The organism is Luteibacter sp. ME-Dv--P-043b (assembly GCF_030209605.1).
Classification (GTDB): Bacteria; Pseudomonadota; Gammaproteobacteria; order Xanthomonadales; family Rhodanobacteraceae; genus Luteibacter.
Map to the genome: position 1 here is coordinate 36,911 of NZ_JARVRT010000039.1, position 15,312 is coordinate 52,222.

Annotated in this window: 14 protein-coding genes; 5 read left to right on the forward strand and 9 right to left on the reverse strand. The window is 67.7% G+C overall.

All coding sequences use genetic code 11. The annotated features are described in order from the left end of the window. Both purF and QRN34_RS17215 read left to right on the forward strand, forming a co-directional pair. Complete coding sequence (purF, locus tag QRN34_RS17210; protein WP_036142784.1) at window positions 1-1,479, forward strand: amidophosphoribosyltransferase; 1,479 nt, start codon at window positions 1-3, stop codon at window positions 1,477-1,479. Window positions 1,480-1,524: 45 nt separating this feature from the next. After that, window positions 1,525-2,340, forward strand: coding sequence for a ferritin-like domain-containing protein (locus tag QRN34_RS17215; protein WP_285406416.1), 816 nt, complete (start codon window positions 1,525-1,527; stop codon window positions 2,338-2,340). Window positions 2,341-2,550: 210 nt separating this feature from the next. Here QRN34_RS17215 and QRN34_RS17220 read toward each other — a convergent pair whose 3' ends face one another. From QRN34_RS17220 to QRN34_RS17260, 9 genes are all read right to left on the reverse strand, one after another. Then, a complete protein-coding gene (locus QRN34_RS17220; protein WP_285406387.1) occupies window positions 2,551-3,285 on the reverse strand; it encodes a UDP-2,3-diacylglucosamine diphosphatase in 735 nt (244 codons plus the stop codon). After that, window positions 3,282-4,022: a peptidylprolyl isomerase gene (locus QRN34_RS17225; protein WP_285406390.1), complete on the reverse strand. Its 741-nt coding sequence runs from the start codon at window positions 4,020-4,022 to the stop codon at window positions 3,282-3,284. The genes QRN34_RS17220 and QRN34_RS17225 overlap by 4 nt, the downstream gene beginning before the upstream one ends. Window positions 4,023-4,105: 83 nt before the next feature. Then, a complete protein-coding gene (locus QRN34_RS17230) occupies window positions 4,106-5,626 on the reverse strand; it encodes a Ppx/GppA phosphatase family protein (RefSeq protein WP_036142777.1) in 1,521 nt (506 codons plus the stop codon). A 45-nt stretch (window positions 5,627-5,671) separates the two neighbouring features. Continuing rightward, window positions 5,672-6,178, reverse strand: a complete 507-nt coding sequence (locus QRN34_RS17235; protein ID WP_285406391.1) for a hypothetical protein — start codon at window positions 6,176-6,178, stop codon at window positions 5,672-5,674. Continuing rightward, window positions 6,175-7,320, reverse strand: coding sequence for a glycosyltransferase (locus tag QRN34_RS17240; protein WP_285406392.1), 1,146 nt, complete (start codon window positions 7,318-7,320; stop codon window positions 6,175-6,177). The genes QRN34_RS17235 and QRN34_RS17240 overlap by 4 nt, the downstream gene beginning before the upstream one ends. Next, window positions 7,317-9,392: a polyphosphate kinase 1 gene (ppk1, locus tag QRN34_RS17245; protein WP_345782918.1), complete on the reverse strand. Its 2,076-nt coding sequence runs from the start codon at window positions 9,390-9,392 to the stop codon at window positions 7,317-7,319. The genes QRN34_RS17240 and ppk1 overlap by 4 nt, the downstream gene beginning before the upstream one ends. Window positions 9,393-9,491: 99 nt before the next feature. Next, window positions 9,492-10,769 (reverse strand): phosphate regulon sensor histidine kinase PhoR, encoded by a 1,278-nt coding sequence (gene phoR, locus QRN34_RS17250; protein WP_036142768.1) that lies wholly within the window; start codon window positions 10,767-10,769, stop codon window positions 9,492-9,494. A 60-nt stretch (window positions 10,770-10,829) separates the two neighbouring features. Continuing rightward, complete coding sequence (gene phoB / locus QRN34_RS17255) at window positions 10,830-11,519, reverse strand: phosphate regulon transcriptional regulator PhoB (protein WP_036142766.1); 690 nt, start codon at window positions 11,517-11,519, stop codon at window positions 10,830-10,832. A gap of 68 nt (window positions 11,520-11,587) precedes the next feature. After that, window positions 11,588-13,240, reverse strand: coding sequence for a M48 family metalloprotease (locus tag QRN34_RS17260; protein ID WP_285406399.1), 1,653 nt, complete (start codon window positions 13,238-13,240; stop codon window positions 11,588-11,590). 103 nt (window positions 13,241-13,343) lie between these two features. Between QRN34_RS17260 and grxC the strand changes: the two genes are divergently transcribed. The 3 genes from grxC (at window position 13,344) to QRN34_RS17275 (ending at window position 15,152) form a co-directional block, all read left to right on the forward strand. After that, a complete protein-coding gene (gene grxC / locus QRN34_RS17265) occupies window positions 13,344-13,613 on the forward strand; it encodes a glutaredoxin 3 (RefSeq protein WP_285406401.1) in 270 nt (89 codons plus the stop codon). After that, window positions 13,613-14,002 carry a carboxymuconolactone decarboxylase family protein gene (locus QRN34_RS17270; RefSeq protein WP_036142760.1) on the forward strand — a complete coding sequence of 130 codons (390 nt, stop codon included), beginning with the start codon at window positions 13,613-13,615 and terminating at the stop codon, window positions 14,000-14,002. The genes grxC and QRN34_RS17270 overlap by 1 nt, the downstream gene beginning before the upstream one ends. A 127-nt stretch (window positions 14,003-14,129) precedes the next feature. Continuing rightward, complete coding sequence (locus QRN34_RS17275; protein ID WP_285406403.1) at window positions 14,130-15,152, forward strand: isocitrate dehydrogenase; 1,023 nt, start codon at window positions 14,130-14,132, stop codon at window positions 15,150-15,152. Window positions 15,153-15,312 lie beyond the last annotated feature (160 nt).

The following is a 15,312-nucleotide window of genomic DNA, read 5'->3' on the forward strand; positions in this document are numbered from 1 at the left end:
ATGTGCGGAATCATCGGCATCGTCGGTACCACGGAAGTGGCATCGGCCCTGTATGACGGCCTGACCGTCCTGCAACATCGCGGTCAGGATGCCGCCGGCATCGCTACCGTGGATGGTGCGCGGCTGCGCCTGCACAAGGGTAACGGCCTGGTTCGCGACGTCTTCAACTCGGCTGGCGTCAGCCGGTTGCGTGGCCGCATCGGCATCGGGCACTGCCGCTACCCCACGGCAGGCTCGGAGGGGACGGAAGAAGCCCAGCCCTTCTACGTCAACTCGCCCTATGGCATCGCCTTTGCGCACAACGGCAACCTGGTCAACACCGAGGCGCTGCGCAAGGAAATGTTCGAGGACGATCGTCGCCATATCGACACCGACTCCGACTCCGAGGTGCTGCTGAACGTCCTCGCGCACGAGTTGCAGGTGGACGATCGCGGGGCACTGACGCCGGAGCACGTGTTCAAGGCGATCGGCAACGTGCATGCGCGTGCGCGCGGCGGTTATGCCTGCATCGCGCTGGTGCTGGGCTATGGGCTGATCGCCTTCCGCGATCCGAACGGCATCCGTCCGCTGGTGCTCGGCGAGCGTGTGTCGCCCGAAGGCCGCGAATACGCCGTGGCCTCCGAATCGGTGGCGCTGGACGTACTCGGCTTCAAGCGCGTGCGCGACATCGAACCGGGCGAGGCGGTCATCATCACCGAGGGCGGCGAGTTGCATGCCCGTCGCTGCGCCGAGAACGCGGTGCACGCGCCGTGCATCTTCGAATACGTGTACCTGGCGCGTCCGGATTCGATGATCGAGGACGTGTCGGTGTACAAGGCTCGCCTGCGCATGGGCGAGAAGCTCGCCGAGAAGATCCTCCGCGAGCGCGGCCCCGATCACGGCATCGACGCGGTCATCCCCATTCCCGACACCTCGCGCACCGCCGCCAGTTCGCTGGCGCAGGCGCTGGGTGTGCCCATGCGCGAAGGCCTGGTCAAGAATCACTACATCGGTCGCACGTTCATCATGCCGGGGCAGGGCGAGCGCGTGAAATCCGTCCGCCGCAAGCTCAACACCGTCGAGCTGGAATTCCGCAAGAAGAACGTGTTGCTGGTGGACGACTCCATCGTTCGTGGCACCACCTCGCGCCAGATCATCCAGATGGCCCGCGACGCTGGCGCAAGGAACGTCTATTTCGCCTCCGCCGCGCCGCCGGTGCGCTACCCGAACATCTACGGCATCGACATGCCGGCCGCCTCCGAGCTGATCGCCGCCGGTCGCACGGTGGAGGAAGTGGAGAAGGCGCTGGGTGCCGACTGGCTGATCTACCAGGATCTGGAAGACCTGATCTGGGCGGTCAACGACGGCAACGAGGACCTCAAGCAGTTCGATACCTCGTGCTTCTCCGGTGAGTACGTCACGGGCGTGGACGCCGGCTTCCTCGAACAGCAGGAAGCGATGCGCTCGGACTCCGCCAAGCACGAACGCCGCAGCGCCTGATCCCGGGCGGCGTCTCGATTCCCGCCGGCTGACGTCATGTCCGACCTGCACGATCTCCACGCCGCGGCGGGGCGCTGCCTCGCCGCCACCGATCCCGCGGAGAAGGTACGCCTGAGCTTCGCGACCTTCGCCGCGCTGGAAAGTGGCGACCTTCGACCCGACTCGGCCTCACCGCCGCCGCGGCCGATCGGGCTACCCGGGCGACCCGATCGTCCACGGCTGGTGTCGCCGCGTGCGTTGTCGCAACGCGGGCTCGGTTCGCCGGAGGGCCGCGCCGCGCTGATCCACGCCATCGCGCATATCGAATTCAATGCAATCGACCTGGCCTGGGATGCGGTCTATCGTTTCCGTGGCAAGCCCGATGCGTATTACCGGGACTGGGCCGCCTGTGCCAACGACGAGGCGCGGCATTTCACGATGCTGTCGGGCCGGCTGGCCGAACTGGGGCATGCCTACGGCGATTTCGACGCGCACAACGGCCTGTGGGAGATGGCCGAGAAGACGGCGCACAGCGACACGGCACGCATGGCGCTGGTGCCGCGCGTGCTCGAGGCGCGCGGGCTGGATGTCACGCCCGGCATGATGGAGCGCCTGCGCCGCCAGCAGGACGATCGTACGGTGGCCATCCTGGACGTGATCCTGCGTGAGGAGGTGGCCCATGTGGCCGCCGGCACGCGCTGGTTCCACTGGTGCTGCGCGCGCGACGGCATCGACCCTGAAGCCACCTTCGCCCGTTTGCTCGACGACTACATGAATGGCTCGCTGCGTGGCCCGTTCAACCTCGACGCCCGCCGCGCCGCCGGTTTCTCCGAAAGCGAACTCACCTGGCTCGCCACCCTGGACAACCGCCCCGCCGTTTGATCCCGGTAGGAGCGCACGCACGTGCGCGACATCTTCTCGCGATGACCTGGGGCTGGCGCGTGAATCCGGGCGCTTGGCCTCAACAGATGTCGCGCACATCGTGCGCTCCTACATAGGCGCGGTCGCATGCGCGTATGTATGTGCGCGCGATAGGCGCGGTCGCATGCGCGTGTGTATGTTCGCGCGATGTGCGCGATCACATCAGTGCGTTCACACGTGTGCGTTGTGGAATCCGCGGAGCTGCGCGTCGGTGGCGTCGACGGTCAGCACCGAGCCCTGGTCGTACCAGTCGCCCAGCACGATGCGCCGGGCCGGACGGCCGTCGAGGTCGAAGGTGTGGATGGCGGGGCGGTGGGTATGCCCGTGCACCAGGCGCTGCACGCCAGCGCTGCGCATCGCGGTTTCGACGGCGGCCTGGTTCACGTCCATGATGGTCTCGTCGGTGCGCCCTGTGTGCGACTTGCTGTCGCTGCGCGCCTTGGCGGCGAACGCGCGGCGCGCCTCCAGCGGCATCGACAGGATCTGCGCCTTCCAGGCGGGCGTGCGTACCTGCGCACGCACGGTCTGGTACGCCACGTCGTCGGTGCACAGCACGTCGCCATGCATCAGCAGCGTCGGCACGCCTTCGATGTCGTGTACCGTGCCGTCGTCCAGCAGGGTCAGGCCGGCACGCTTGGCAAAGGCGTCGCCCAGCAGGAAGTCGCGGTTGCCGGCCATGAAGTACACCGGAACGCCGGCGTCGCTCAGGCGACGCGTGGCGGTGGCGATGCGGGTCGGCAGTTCGGCATCGTCGTCGTCGCCGATCCACGCTTCGACCAGGTCGCCCAGGATGTAGAACGCCGAAGCGGTGCGTGCTTCATCGGAGGCGAGGAACTGCTCGAAAAGCGTGGTGATGGCGGGCCGTGCATCGTCCAGATGCAGGTCCGCGATGAACAGCGTGCTCATGCGGCCTTCGGCGTCGCGGCCTTCTTGTCGGCCTTCTTCGTGGCTGGCTTGGCCGGAGCCGCGTTGCTCCTGGTGGCTGCCGGCGTTGCGGCGGCCGCGGAGGACGCGTGGGCCGGAGCGGCCTTTTCCTCACCGACCACGTTGGCCGAATCGATGATCACCAGCGGATTGGGGACATCGCCGACGAACGGCCCCTGGGCGCGTGTGGGCAGGGCGGCGATCTTGTCCACCACGTCCATGCCCGAGACGATCTTGCCGAACACGGCAAAACCCCAGGTGAGGCCGCTCTGGTTGCTGACGTAGTCCAGCCGGCGGTTGTCGACCAGGTTGACGAAGAACTGCGACGTGCCGGAGTTGGCGTCGGCACCACGGGCCACGGCCACCGTGCCGCGGAGGTTGGACAGACCGTTGTCCGCCTCGCTGGGAATGGCGGCGCGCGTGCGGCGCTGGGTGAGGTCGCGGCCGTAGAGGCCGCCCTGTACCAGATAGCCGTCGACCACGCGATGGAACACCGTGCCGTCGTAGAAACCGTCACGCACGTACTGGAGGAAGTTGGCAACGCTCTTGGGTGCCTTTTCCGGGTACAGCTCCAGGGTGAAATCGCCCTGCGTGGTGTGCATCACCACCCGGGGATGCTCCGCGGCACCGGTGGCCGGGGCCGTGGGTTTCGCGGGTTGCTGGGCCAGGGCGCCAAGGGGCAGGGCGAGCAGGACGCTGGCAAGGACGGCTTTGAACATGGGTGACCGATCGCGGCGGCGGAACAGGTCACCGATGATACGCCCCTTCGCGAAAGCGTTCGCGCGCACGGGGGCGATTGCGCTCATTCGGTCACGATTTCCAGCTCCAGGCCCAGCTCGGCCAGCGGTTCGCGCTCCTGGTCGAGGTCGGCCTCGGTCAGCGGGTGCTGGTCCAGCCAGTCGGCGGGCAGGGTGAGGCGCAGGCGCTGGCGCGTGGCGACGGCACGGATGCGTGGCAGCGCCTCGGCACGGCGCGCACGACGGAACAGCACGCCCAGGCGCAGGATGGCGGTGATATGCCGGGCCAGCATGCGGTAACGCACGGGAAGCGCGGCGATGACGGATTTTTCCGGCTTGCGTCGGTGCGATTCGACGATCGCCGCCAGCAGCTGTTGCTCCTGGCGCGAGAAACCCGCCAGGTCAGCATGGCGCAGGATATAGGCGCCGTGTCGCTGGTGCTGGCTGTGCGCGATGGCAAGACCCAGCTCGTGCACGCGCGCGGCCCACGACAGCCACTCGCGGCCGTCGTCGTCCAGTTTCCACACCTTGGCCAGCTGGTCGAACAGGCCCAGCGCCGTGGTCTCGACGCGCCGTGACTGCGCGCGGTCCACGCCGTAGCGTGCGGCCAGCGCGTCGATGCTGGCCATGCGCGGGTCGGTGCCGGCCGAGCGGCCGATCAGGTCCCACAGCAGGCCTTCGCGCATCGAGCTTTCCGACACGCGCAGGCGTTCGATGCCCAGCGCCTCGAAGGCGGCCTCGTAGATGGCGACGCCACCGGCGAAGACTTCGGCGCGATCCTCGGGCAGCCCCGGCAGCTTGAGCGCGCCGCCGGACGCACCCTGCTCGATCAGGGCCTCGCGCACCGCGGCCAACGCTTCCGGGGTGATGCCGTCGTCGGAGAGCTTCATCGCGCGGACCACGGCGCCGATGGCCTTGGAGGTGCCCGAGGAGCCGTAGGCATCCGCCCAGCCGGCTTCCCGGTAATCCTCGGAGAACTGCTGCAGCAGCACGCCGATCTCGCGGCGCGCGCGCAGCCAGCGCTTGCGGGTGATCTTGCCGCCCGGGAAGAACCGCAGGGTGCTGGCGATGCAGCCCACCTGCACGCTTTCCGTCAGCAGCGGCGACGTGCCGCGGCCGATGATGAACTCCGTGCTGCCGCCGCCGATGTCGATCACCAGGCGATGGTCACGCGAGGCCGGCAGGTCGTGGGCGGCACCGAGGAAGATCAGGCGGCCTTCCTCGCGGCCCGACACGATCTCGACCGGATGCCCCAGCGCCGCTTCCGCCGCGGACAGGAAGGCATGCGGGGAGGCCAGCCGGCGTACGGTGTTGGTCGCCACCGCGCGGACGTGCAGGGCGGGAATGCCGGCGATGCGCTGGCCGAACCGCGCCAGGCTGGCCAGCGCCGCGGCGCGATGGCCGGCGTCCAGCGTGCCGTCCGGTCGCAGGCCGATCGCCATGCGCACCGAGTCGCGCAGGCGGTCGATCACGCGGGGCTCGCCGTGCTCGTAGCGGGCCACCACCATATGGAAGCTGTTGGAGCCCAGATCGACCGCGGCGAGGAATTCACCGTCGTTGATCTGCGATTTGCCTGTAGATGCCAAAAGGGATGTCCGCAGCAACGTATCGACGGATTCTGGCACGGTCCGTCAGCGTGGGGTAGGCGCGCGCTGCGGTCTGGGCAGCGCGGACAGCACGAAAAGCACGACGCACAGGAAGCCGAACACCCAGTAATCGGCGGGCGCCGGGCCCCACCAGTGGCGATGCCAGGGCACGTCGACGGGGTCGAAACGCGCCAGCCCGAAGGCGGGGTTCAGCACGAACCACAGGCCGTCTTCCACGACCCAGAACAGCATGATGCAGGCGATCGTCCGTACCTGCGCGCGCCAGCTCCAGTAGCCCTGGAACACCATCGGGAAATGGAAGAACAGCGCGATGAACGGAAACACGTAGGCGTGGTAGCCGGTCATGGCGCGGCCTCCCCAGAACAGGTCGAGCAGCCAGTGGTGTTCGATCCGCCAGGTGGGCAGGCTGGTCGCCCAGCCGTGCGCGCCCTCGATCTCGATCTCCACACGCGCGAACAGGAAGGCCAGCAGTAGGGTGAAGGCCGCGGTGGCGAGCACCGCCAGCGCGCGTCGTCCTGGGGCATGGATCATGCCGTGCCCCGCAGGTCGAGCACCCGGGCGATCACGTCGCGTGCCGCATGGGGCCGCCCGATGGCGCGGGCGCGGGCGGCCATGGTGGCAAGCAGGTCGGGTGCGTCGCGCAGCACGTCGACGCGCCAGGCCAGGGCCACGGCGTCGATCGCCTTCCACGCCGCGCCCTGTTCCAACAGGTAGTCGGCATTACGTTCTTCCTGGCCGGGTATGGGGGCGTTGACGATCATGGGCAGGCCCATCGCCAGGCACTCCGAGGCGGTCAGGCCGCCCGGCTTGGTGATGGCCAGGTCGCAGCAGGCCATGACCTCGTCGACGCGACGCGTGAAGCCCAGGGGGAACAGGCGCCCCGCATGCCGGGTCGCGGCCAGGGCGCGCAGGCGTTCAAGCATGGCGGCATTGCGTCCGGCGAGCACCACCAGCTGGAAGGTGCCGCCGGCGGCCAGCAGCGTGTCGGCCAGCCGGTCCAGTTCGCCCACCCCGGCGCCCCCACCCATCACCAAGAAGGTGGGGCGCGACGGGTCCAGCCCGAAGCCGGCGGCCAGCGCCTGGCGATCGTGCGGACCGGCGAAGGCCGGCATCAGCGGGATGCCGGTGGTATGGATACGGTCGGCCGGCAGACCCACCGCACGCATGCGATGGGCGATCTCGGGACTGGCCGCGAAGTAACCGGCCATGCCCTGCACCACCCACAGGCGGTGCAGGTCGAAGTCGGTGACCTGCAGCCATACCGGGGTATCGATGCGGCCCTTGCGGATCTGCCGGGCCAGCATCTCGGCCGGCAGGAAATGCGTGCAGACGATGGCATCCGGCGCGAACGCGGCGATCGCCGTGCGCAGGCGCCGCGTGTTCAGGCGCTCGATGGTGCGCCGCATGCGCGCAGTCACGGCATCCGGATGGGTGTCGTCGGTGATGCGATAGAGCATGCCCCACAGCCGCGGATAGCGCGTGATCAGGCTGAGGTAGAAGTCGGCGTAGATGCGCCGGAACGTGGCGGGCACGTAGTGCATCACGTCCAGGTGCTTCGCCTCCACGTCGTGGCCTTCAGCGGCCAGCGCCGCCACCGTGGCCTCCAGTGCCTCCGCGGCGCGCACATGCCCAGCGCCGGCGGAGACCGACAGGAACAGCACGCGCCGGGTCACCCGCAATACGCCGAGAGCAGCGCCTGCTGCGCGCTGTGCGGTGCCTCGCCCATGGCGGGCTGGTTGCGCGTGTAGCGGCCATCTGCGCCGAGCAGCCATGCTTGCGTGTTGTCGCGCAGGTAGTTTTCCAGGGTTTCGCCGTAGATGCGGGCGGCCAGCTCCGCGTCGAGGATCGGCACGGCCACTTCGATGCGGCGCATCAGGTTGCGCTCCATCCAGTCGGCGCTGGCGCAGTAAAGCTCCGGCGCGCCGTCGTTGCCGAACCAGTAGACGCGGCTGTGCTCGAGGAAGCGGCCGATGATCGAGCGCACGCGGATGTTGTCCGACACGCCCGGGATGCCGGGGCGCAGGGTGCAGGCGCCACGAATGATCAGGTCGATGCTGACGCCGGCCATGGAAGCGCGGTAGAGGGCTTCCACCACGTGCGCCTCGTTGAGCGCATTGAGCTTGGCGACGATGCGTGCGGGCCGGCCGTTTCGTGCGTGCTCGATCTCGCGTTCGATCTTGCCCATCACGCTGCTGTAGAGGGTGAACGGCGAATGCAGCAGGCGCTTCAGCTGGATCATCGGGCCCAGGCCGGACAGCTGCTGGAACACCTTGTGGATGTCCTCGCCGATATCCGCGTTGGAGGTCATCAGGCCGATGTCGGTGTAGCCTCGGCTGTTGCCCTGGTGGTAGTTGCCCGTGGACAGGTGCACGTAGCGGCGCAGCCCGCCGGCTTCGCGACGCACGATCAGCAGCATCTTGGCGTGGGTCTTGTAGCCGACCACGCCGTAGACCACCTGCACGCCGGCCTCCTGCAGGCGCGTGGCCAGGCCGATGTTGGCTTCCTCGTCGAACCGGGCGCGCAACTCGATCACCACCGTGACGTCCTTGCCGTTACGCGCCGCTTCCACCAGCAGATCGACCAGCGGGGAATCCTTGCCCGCGCGGTAGAGGGTCTGCTTGATCGCCAGCACGCCCGGGTCCGTCGACGCGCGGCGCAGCAGCTCGATCACGGAGACGAAGGATTCGTACGGGTGGTGCAGCAGCACGTCGCGCGCGCCCAGCACGTCGAATTCGTTGACGCCTTTGCCGAACGCCGGGGAAAGGCGGGGCGTGAACCGCGGGAATTTCAGGTCCGGGCGGTCCACCTGGTCGTAGATCAGGCCCGAGCGGATGATGTTGACCGGGCCGTCGCAGCGGTAGACGTCGGCGTCTTCCAACTGGAAGTTGGCCACCAGCATCTCGGTGATCGCACGCGGGCAGTCCGCACCCACTTCCAGGCGCACCGGGCGCGCGTAGCCACGGCCGACCAGCTCCTCGCTCAGCGCGCGGGCGAGGTTCTCCACCTCGGCTTCCTCCACCACCAGTTCGCTGTTGCGGGTGACGCGGAACTGATAGGCCGCGCAGACGCGGAAGCCGGGGAAGATCTCGTCCGCGAACGCCTGCAGCACTTCGGCCAGGAACACGAAGTCGCCGTCGTTGCCGTCCACTTCGCCGGGTACGTGGATGATGCGCGGCAGCGAGCGCGGCGCGCGGACCAGCGCCATGTGGCCCTCGCGACCGAACGCGTCGCGGCCTTCGAGCACCACGGCGAGGTTGAGCGTCTTGTTGAGGATGCGCGGGAACGGGTGGGCCGGATCGAGGCCCAGCGGCGACAGCACCGGCATGATCTCGTTCTGGAAATAGCCCTGCAGCCAGCGGCGCTGGCGATCGCTCCACGCTTCGCGGGTCAGGAAACGGATGCCCTCCCGTTCCAGTGTGGGCAGCAGTTCCTCGTGCCAGATGATGTAGAGCTCGCCGACCAGTTCCAGCGTGCGCTGGCGGATGCGGGTGAGGAGATCCGCAGACGAGAGCCCATCCGCGCCAGGCACCGCCGCGCCCAGGGCATGCTTGTGCTTGAGCACGGCCACGCGAACCTCGAAGTATTCGTCGAGGTTGTTGCTGACGATGGTCAGGTAGCGCAGGCGCTCCAGCGCGGGGACATCGGGATCGCGGGCCTGGGCCAGCACACGGAAGTTGAATTCCAGCGCCGCCAGTTCACGGTTGATGTAGAGGTCGGGGTGGCCGAGGTCGACGGGCTCGCTCATTCGTTCCGCTGGTCCTTTCATGACGTCCGATGGTGGCGCATGGACGATCATGCCGGAAAGCGGCGTCGCAGCAACCCGCCGTCGCGTGCCGGCCACGAATCAGCCGTGCAGGCCGGCGGCTTCGTGTAGCCGGGCCGCATCGGCCAGGCGTTCGCTGCCGAAGACGCAGGCGAAGGTGGAGCCCTTGCCGGGTTCGCTCTCGATCACCAGCCGTGCCTGGTGCAGATTTAGCACGTGCTTGACGATGGACAGGCCCAGGCCGGTGCCGCCGGAGTCGCGCGAGCGGCTGGACGATACGCGATAGAACCGCTCGGTCAGCCGGGCGATATGCGAGGCGGGAATGCCGAAGCCGGAATCCTGTACCGAGAATCGGGCCCCTTCCTCGACCGCGGCCCAGCGGATGACGATCTTGCCGCCCGTGGGGGTGTAACGCACCGCGTTGCTGACCAGGTTGGAAAACGCGCTGTGCAGGTCCTTCGGCGAGCCCATCAGGTCGTGCCCCGTGGCCACGTCCAGCGACACGGTATGGCGGCCCTGGCTCAGCGCCTCGGCCTCCTTGCGCAGGCTGGCCAGCAGGGGTGCCATCGCCACGGGCTCGTCGGCGACGTGTTCCTGGGTTTCCAGCCGCGACAGCGTGAGCAGGTCTTCCACGATCTGGCCCATCCGCTTGGACTGCGCGCGCATCTCGTCCAGGACCGGGGCAAGCTCAGGCACGTCTTCGGGGTCGAGCAGTTCCAGGTAGCCGTGGATCACCGTCAGCGGGGTGCGCAGCTCATGCGACACGTTGGCCACGAAATCCCGCCGGATCTGTTCCAGCCGGGTGAGGTGGCTGGTGTCGCGTGCCAGCAACAGGCGCTGGCGGCTCCCGAAGGGCAGCAGCGTGGCGGTGACGTGCCGGTTCGGATGCCCGGGCGCGGTTACGTCATTGAGCGGTTCGCGCGCGCCGTCGGCCAGCCATTCGGACAGGTCGGTGTTGCGCATCAGGTCGGCCAGCACCCGGCCACGGTCGCGCGCCTGTTTCAGCCCGAGCAGTTCCTCCGCCGCATGGTTGAACCAGCGCACGTGGTGCGAGTGGTCCAAAAGGACCACGGCATCGGGCAGGGTCCCCGCGGCGCTGCGCAGGTCACGCAGGCGGGAGGCGATTCGGCGGGTGCGGGTCATGAGACGGTCATACTCGGGGGCGTGCGTGGCGGTCGAAGGCAACATTGGCCGTGTGTTGTGACGGAACAGAGACAACAGCACGACGATTTGCCCCAGCGCGACCACGGTCACACCGACCAGGGGCGCGTGCACCAGCCAGCCGGCCACGCCGCCCAGAACGAGTAGGGCCGCGCAACCGGCGGGAAGGCGCCAGGAATAAAGGAAACGGTGTGACATGACGGGTACGGCCGGTGGTCGTTCAGATGCTCGGACCATAGCGTGCCCGCCCGCGCAAACCTAGGTGCTGGCGGAGAAGCGATAGCCCGCGCCGCGCACCGTTTGCACCATGTCGTCGAGTTTCCACGGCTCCAGCGTCTTGCGCAGGCGCCGGATATGCACATCCACGGTGCGTTCCTCGACGTAGACGCTGCCTCCCCAGACATGGTCCAGCAACTGGGCGCGGGAGTAGACCCGCTCCGGATGCGTCATGAAGAAGAACAGCAGCCGGTACTCGGTCGGGCCGATGGGCACGGCCTCCTCGCCGGCGAACACGCGGTGGGCGGGTCCGTCGATGCGCAGGCCGCCCAGCTCGACCACGCCTGAGCCGTCGTCGCCCTGGCTGCGGCGCAGGACCGCCTTGATGCGTGCGATGAGTTCGCGGGTGGAGAAGGGCTTGATGACGTAGTCGTCCACCCCGGCTTCCAGGCCGTTGACCCGATCCATCTCCTCGCCGCGGGCGGTGAGCATGATGATCGGGATTTCCCGTGACAGTTCTTCCCGTCGCAGGCGTCGGGCCAGTTCCAGTCCGCTGGTGCCGGGTAGCATCCAGTCGAGCAGGATCAGGTCCGGAACCCGCTCGGAAATGGCCATCTGTGCGGCGCGGGCGTCCGCGGCGTGAGCCGCGTCCATACCCGCCTTGCGAAGTGCGAACGCGACCATGTCGCGGATCGAAGCTTCGTCTTCTACGATGAGAATGCGCTTATGCACGCGTGGGCCGCTCGGTGGCTGTGACCGTCATATTGCAGCCTTGCAGTGTTACACGGGAATGACAACGGTCACATTCCGTTTCTCAGCAAGGTACGAGACCCGGCCCACTGGCTACGGCCGTCGGGGTTGTCGTCCGTTGTAATGCGCCGTTTGCGCAGCTCCAGCAGCAGCGGGGTGAGGTCCGCGATGCGCGCCTGGACGCGCGATCGCTGGTAATAATCCAGGTCGTTGCGACCCAGCAGCCGTTTCAGCTGCTCCATGGCGTCGAACGGCCGGCCGGAGAGGTAGGCGCTGTCGGCATACGCTTCCGCGGCCCGGACGCCGTCGCCTGACAGCTCGCTGGCCCGTGCGAAGGTGCGGTAGATGTCCGGGTCCTCGCTGTCGTCCAGCATCGGCCGGAGCATGGCGGTGGCGATGCGGGCGTCCTCGACCCGTCCGGTGCCGGTGAGGGCACGGGCGTAACCCAGGGCCACCGCGCGGTTACGCGGCGAGTTGTCGTGCAGGGCCTTGTAGATCGCCATGGCGTCGCCGTGGCGGCCCGCGTTCTCGTAGGCGTCGGCCAGGCCCAGGCGCAGCACGACGCTGGATGGCGCCTTGGCCAGCAAGGGCTGCAACTCGGCGGCGGCCTGGGCGCCCTGGCCGATGCGCAGCAGGCAGAGGGCGTAGCCGTAGCGGTTGGCCGCGGTGTCGAAATCCTTCCGCTTCAGGTTGGTCGCGTAATACGGCGCCAGCTGGCGTGCATCGCCCGAGAGCACGCGCACGCGCTCGCGCATCAGCGCGTAGGTGTCGTCGACGCCGTCCCGGGCCACCTTGCCCGAGGGCGATATCAGCGTGGTCGGGTCTTTCACGAAGAGTACGGGCGCCGTGCTCTTTTCCCAGGTGGCCTTGTCCAGCGTCGGCTGGCGCGGCCGGTTGGCCTGGGCCTCCTCCAGCGTGCGGGCGCGCGCCTTGGCCTCGCTGATGCGCGCCAGGGTGACCGGATGGGTCTGCAAGAGTGCGGGCAGGGCTTCTTCGCCCTGGCCCACGCGCAGCGTGTCCTGCATGCGGCCGAAGAAGTCGCCCATGGCCTCGGGATCGTAGCCGGCACGGGATAGGGTCTGGATGCCCACGCGGTCGGCTTCCACCTCGTCCTTGCGGGTGAAGTTGATCTGCCGCTGCATCAGCAGGCCCTGGCCGCCCATCAGTACGGCCGGTGCCGCATCGCCCATGCCGCCGCCGGCACCCGCTGCGATGGCGCCAAGCAGCACCAGGGCCATCAGCGGCGCGTTCTTTTTGGAGTCCTCGAAGGCGCGGTAGAGGTGGTTCTGGGTGATGTGGCCGATCTCGTGGGCCATGACGCCGGCCAGTTCGCTCTCGTTCTGCGTGATGTTGATCAGGCCGGCATTGACGCCGATGTAGCCACCGGGCGCGGCGAAGGCGTTGATCTGGGTGTCGCGGACGATGAAGAACTGGAAATGGTCCTTGGGCCGGTCGCTCGCGGCGACCAGCCGATAGCCCAGATCGTTGATGTACTGGTCCAGCAGGGCATCGTCCACCGTCAGGTCGAGCGCATGCATCTGGCGCAGCATCATCGCGCCGTATTCGTCAGCCTCCCGCGGGCTGATCAGCGCATTGGCCGAGCTGCCCAGGTCGGGCAGGCGGACGTTGTCCTGCGCGCCGGCGGCGAAGGTGGCGAGCGCGGCGGCGGCGATCAGGGGCAGGCGGAGACGTGGGGTACGCATAGGTGCGAGGACGATACCATCACCCGGTGGCGAACGATTGCCTTGTAAAATAGCCCCCGGATCGCCATTTTTCATCCTCATCCCGGCTTGGAGTTCCCCTCCCGTGTCCACCCCCGACATCACCATCTATTCCACCGCGGTGTGCCCCTACTGCGTGGCCGCCAAGAACCTCCTCAAGGCCAAGGGCCTGGCCTGGAACGAGGTGCGCATCGACACGGACCCGGCCCAGCGCGACCTCATGCTGGAGAAGAGCGGCGGCCGCCGCACGGTGCCGCAGATCTTCATCAACGGCACCCATGTGGGCGGGTTCGACGACCTGGCCGCGGCCGACCGCAGCGGCCGGCTGGCCGAGATCCTCGGGGCGGCGCACTGATGGCCGATAAGCGCGTCGAGGAATTCACCGCGTTCCGCCAGCGGATGAACGAGCGCATCCTTGGCGAGGACAACCAGGTGGTGCGCCGCTTTTTCGCCCTGGACACCCAGACCTACCGGGCAGGCGCGCTGGACGTCAAGACCAAGGAAATGCTTGGCCTGGTCGCCTCCATGGTGCTGCGCTGCGACGATTGCATCAGCTACCACGTGGCCCAGTGCAAGGAGGCGGGGGTGAACCGCGACGAGTTCTTCGAGGTGTTCAGCGTCGGCCTGGTGGTGGGCGGCTCCATCGTCATTCCCCATCTGCGTCGCGCCGTGGATTTCCTCGACTCGCTCGAGGGCGAACCCGCCACGGATGCCGCCGCCTGCGCGGATCATCCCGCCGCCTGATCGACCCTGGCGCCCGCCGGGCGCCATCCTTGAAGGAAGAGGGCCGGATCGCCGATAATTGGGCGATTTTTCTCCCCACGCGTGCGCTTCGGCACGTGTCATGCGACACACCTTCAGGAGTACTCCCATGAGCAAGACGATTGCCGTGATCCCCGGCGACGGCATCGGCCCCGAGATCATGGACGCGACCATCCGTGTCCTCGACGCCCTCGACTGTGGCCTGTCCTACGAGTATGTGGACGCCGGCGTGGTCGCGCTCGAAAAGCACGGCGACCTGCTGCCGCAGGCCACGATCGACACCATCGCCAAGCACAAGGTCGCCCTGAAGGGGCCGCTGACCACCCCGATCGGCGGCGGCTTCACCTCGATCAACGTCACCCTGCGCCGCAAGTTCGACCTCTACGCCAACGTGCGTCCGGCGATCAGCTTCCCGGGCACCAAGGCGCGCTTCGAGAACATCGACATCATCACCGTGCGCGAGAACACCGAAGGCGCGTACCTCGCCGAAGGCCAGACGCAGACGGGCGAGGGCGACAACGAAGTGGCCGTGTCGATGATCCGCAACACCCGCCCGGGCATGCAGCGCATCTGCCGCTACGCGTTCGAGATGGCCCGCCAGAAGGGCCGCAAGAAGGTCACGGCGGTGCACAAGGCCAACATCATGAAGACCTCGTCGGGTCTGTTCCTGACGGTGGCGCGTGAAGTGGCCAAGGATTACACGGACATCGAGTTCAACGAGATGATCGTGGACAACGCCTGCATGCAGCTGGTGATGAACCCGTACCAGTTCGACGTGATCGTCACCACCAACCTTTTCGGTGACATCCTGTCCGACCTGTGTGCCGGTCTGGTCGGTGGCCTGGGCCTCGCGCCGGGCGCCAACATCGGCAAGGACGCGGCCATCTTCGAGGCCGTGCACGGTTCGGCGCCGGATATCGCGGGTCAGAAGAAGGCCAACCCCTGTGCGCTGCTGCTTGCCGCGGCGGATATGCTGGATCACCTCGACATGGTTGCCAAGGCTACCCGCCTGCGCAGCGCGATCCGCGATGTGATGGATGCCCGTGATCGCACGACGCCGGATGTCGGTGGTACGGGTACCACGGATACCTTCGGTGATGCGATCGTGGAGCGTATTCGCGCTACGGCGTAAGGTTTGTTTGTTCTTGAAAAACCTCGCGAGAGATTCGCGAGGTTTTTTTTTGGCTTTTTTGGATATTTAGGGCTCGCCTTCGGCGTCGCGTTTGGCTTTGGGCTTTGGAGCAAGAGCCGGCGGGTGCCACCCTCGTGGCCACGCCTGCGGCGACCCGCTA

Bases quoted from the DNA above. Each gene is read 5' to 3' on its own strand.
- QRN34_RS17260 (WP_285406399.1), bottom strand. From the start codon at position 13,240: ATGCGTACCCCACGTCTCCGCCTGCCCCTGATCGCCGCCGCCGCGCTC.
- QRN34_RS17270 (WP_036142760.1), top strand. From the start codon at position 13,613: ATGGCCGATAAGCGCGTCGAGGAATTCACCGCGTTCCGCCAGCGGATG.
- QRN34_RS17235 (WP_285406391.1), bottom strand. From the start codon at position 6,178: ATGATCCATGCCCCAGGACGACGCGCGCTGGCGGTGCTCGCCACCGCG.
- QRN34_RS17275 (WP_285406403.1), top strand. From the start codon at position 14,130: ATGAGCAAGACGATTGCCGTGATCCCCGGCGACGGCATCGGCCCCGAG.
- phoR (WP_036142768.1), bottom strand. From the start codon at position 10,769: ATGTCACACCGTTTCCTTTATTCCTGGCGCCTTCCCGCCGGTTGCGCG.
- QRN34_RS17220 (WP_285406387.1), bottom strand. From the start codon at position 3,285: ATGAGCACGCTGTTCATCGCGGACCTGCATCTGGACGATGCACGGCCC.
- purF (WP_036142784.1), top strand. From the start codon at position 1: ATGTGCGGAATCATCGGCATCGTCGGTACCACGGAAGTGGCATCGGCC.
- QRN34_RS17225 (WP_285406390.1), bottom strand. From the start codon at position 4,022: ATGTTCAAAGCCGTCCTTGCCAGCGTCCTGCTCGCCCTGCCCCTTGGC.
- ppk1 (WP_345782918.1), bottom strand. From the start codon at position 9,392: ATGAGCGAGCCCGTCGACCTCGGCCACCCCGACCTCTACATCAACCGT.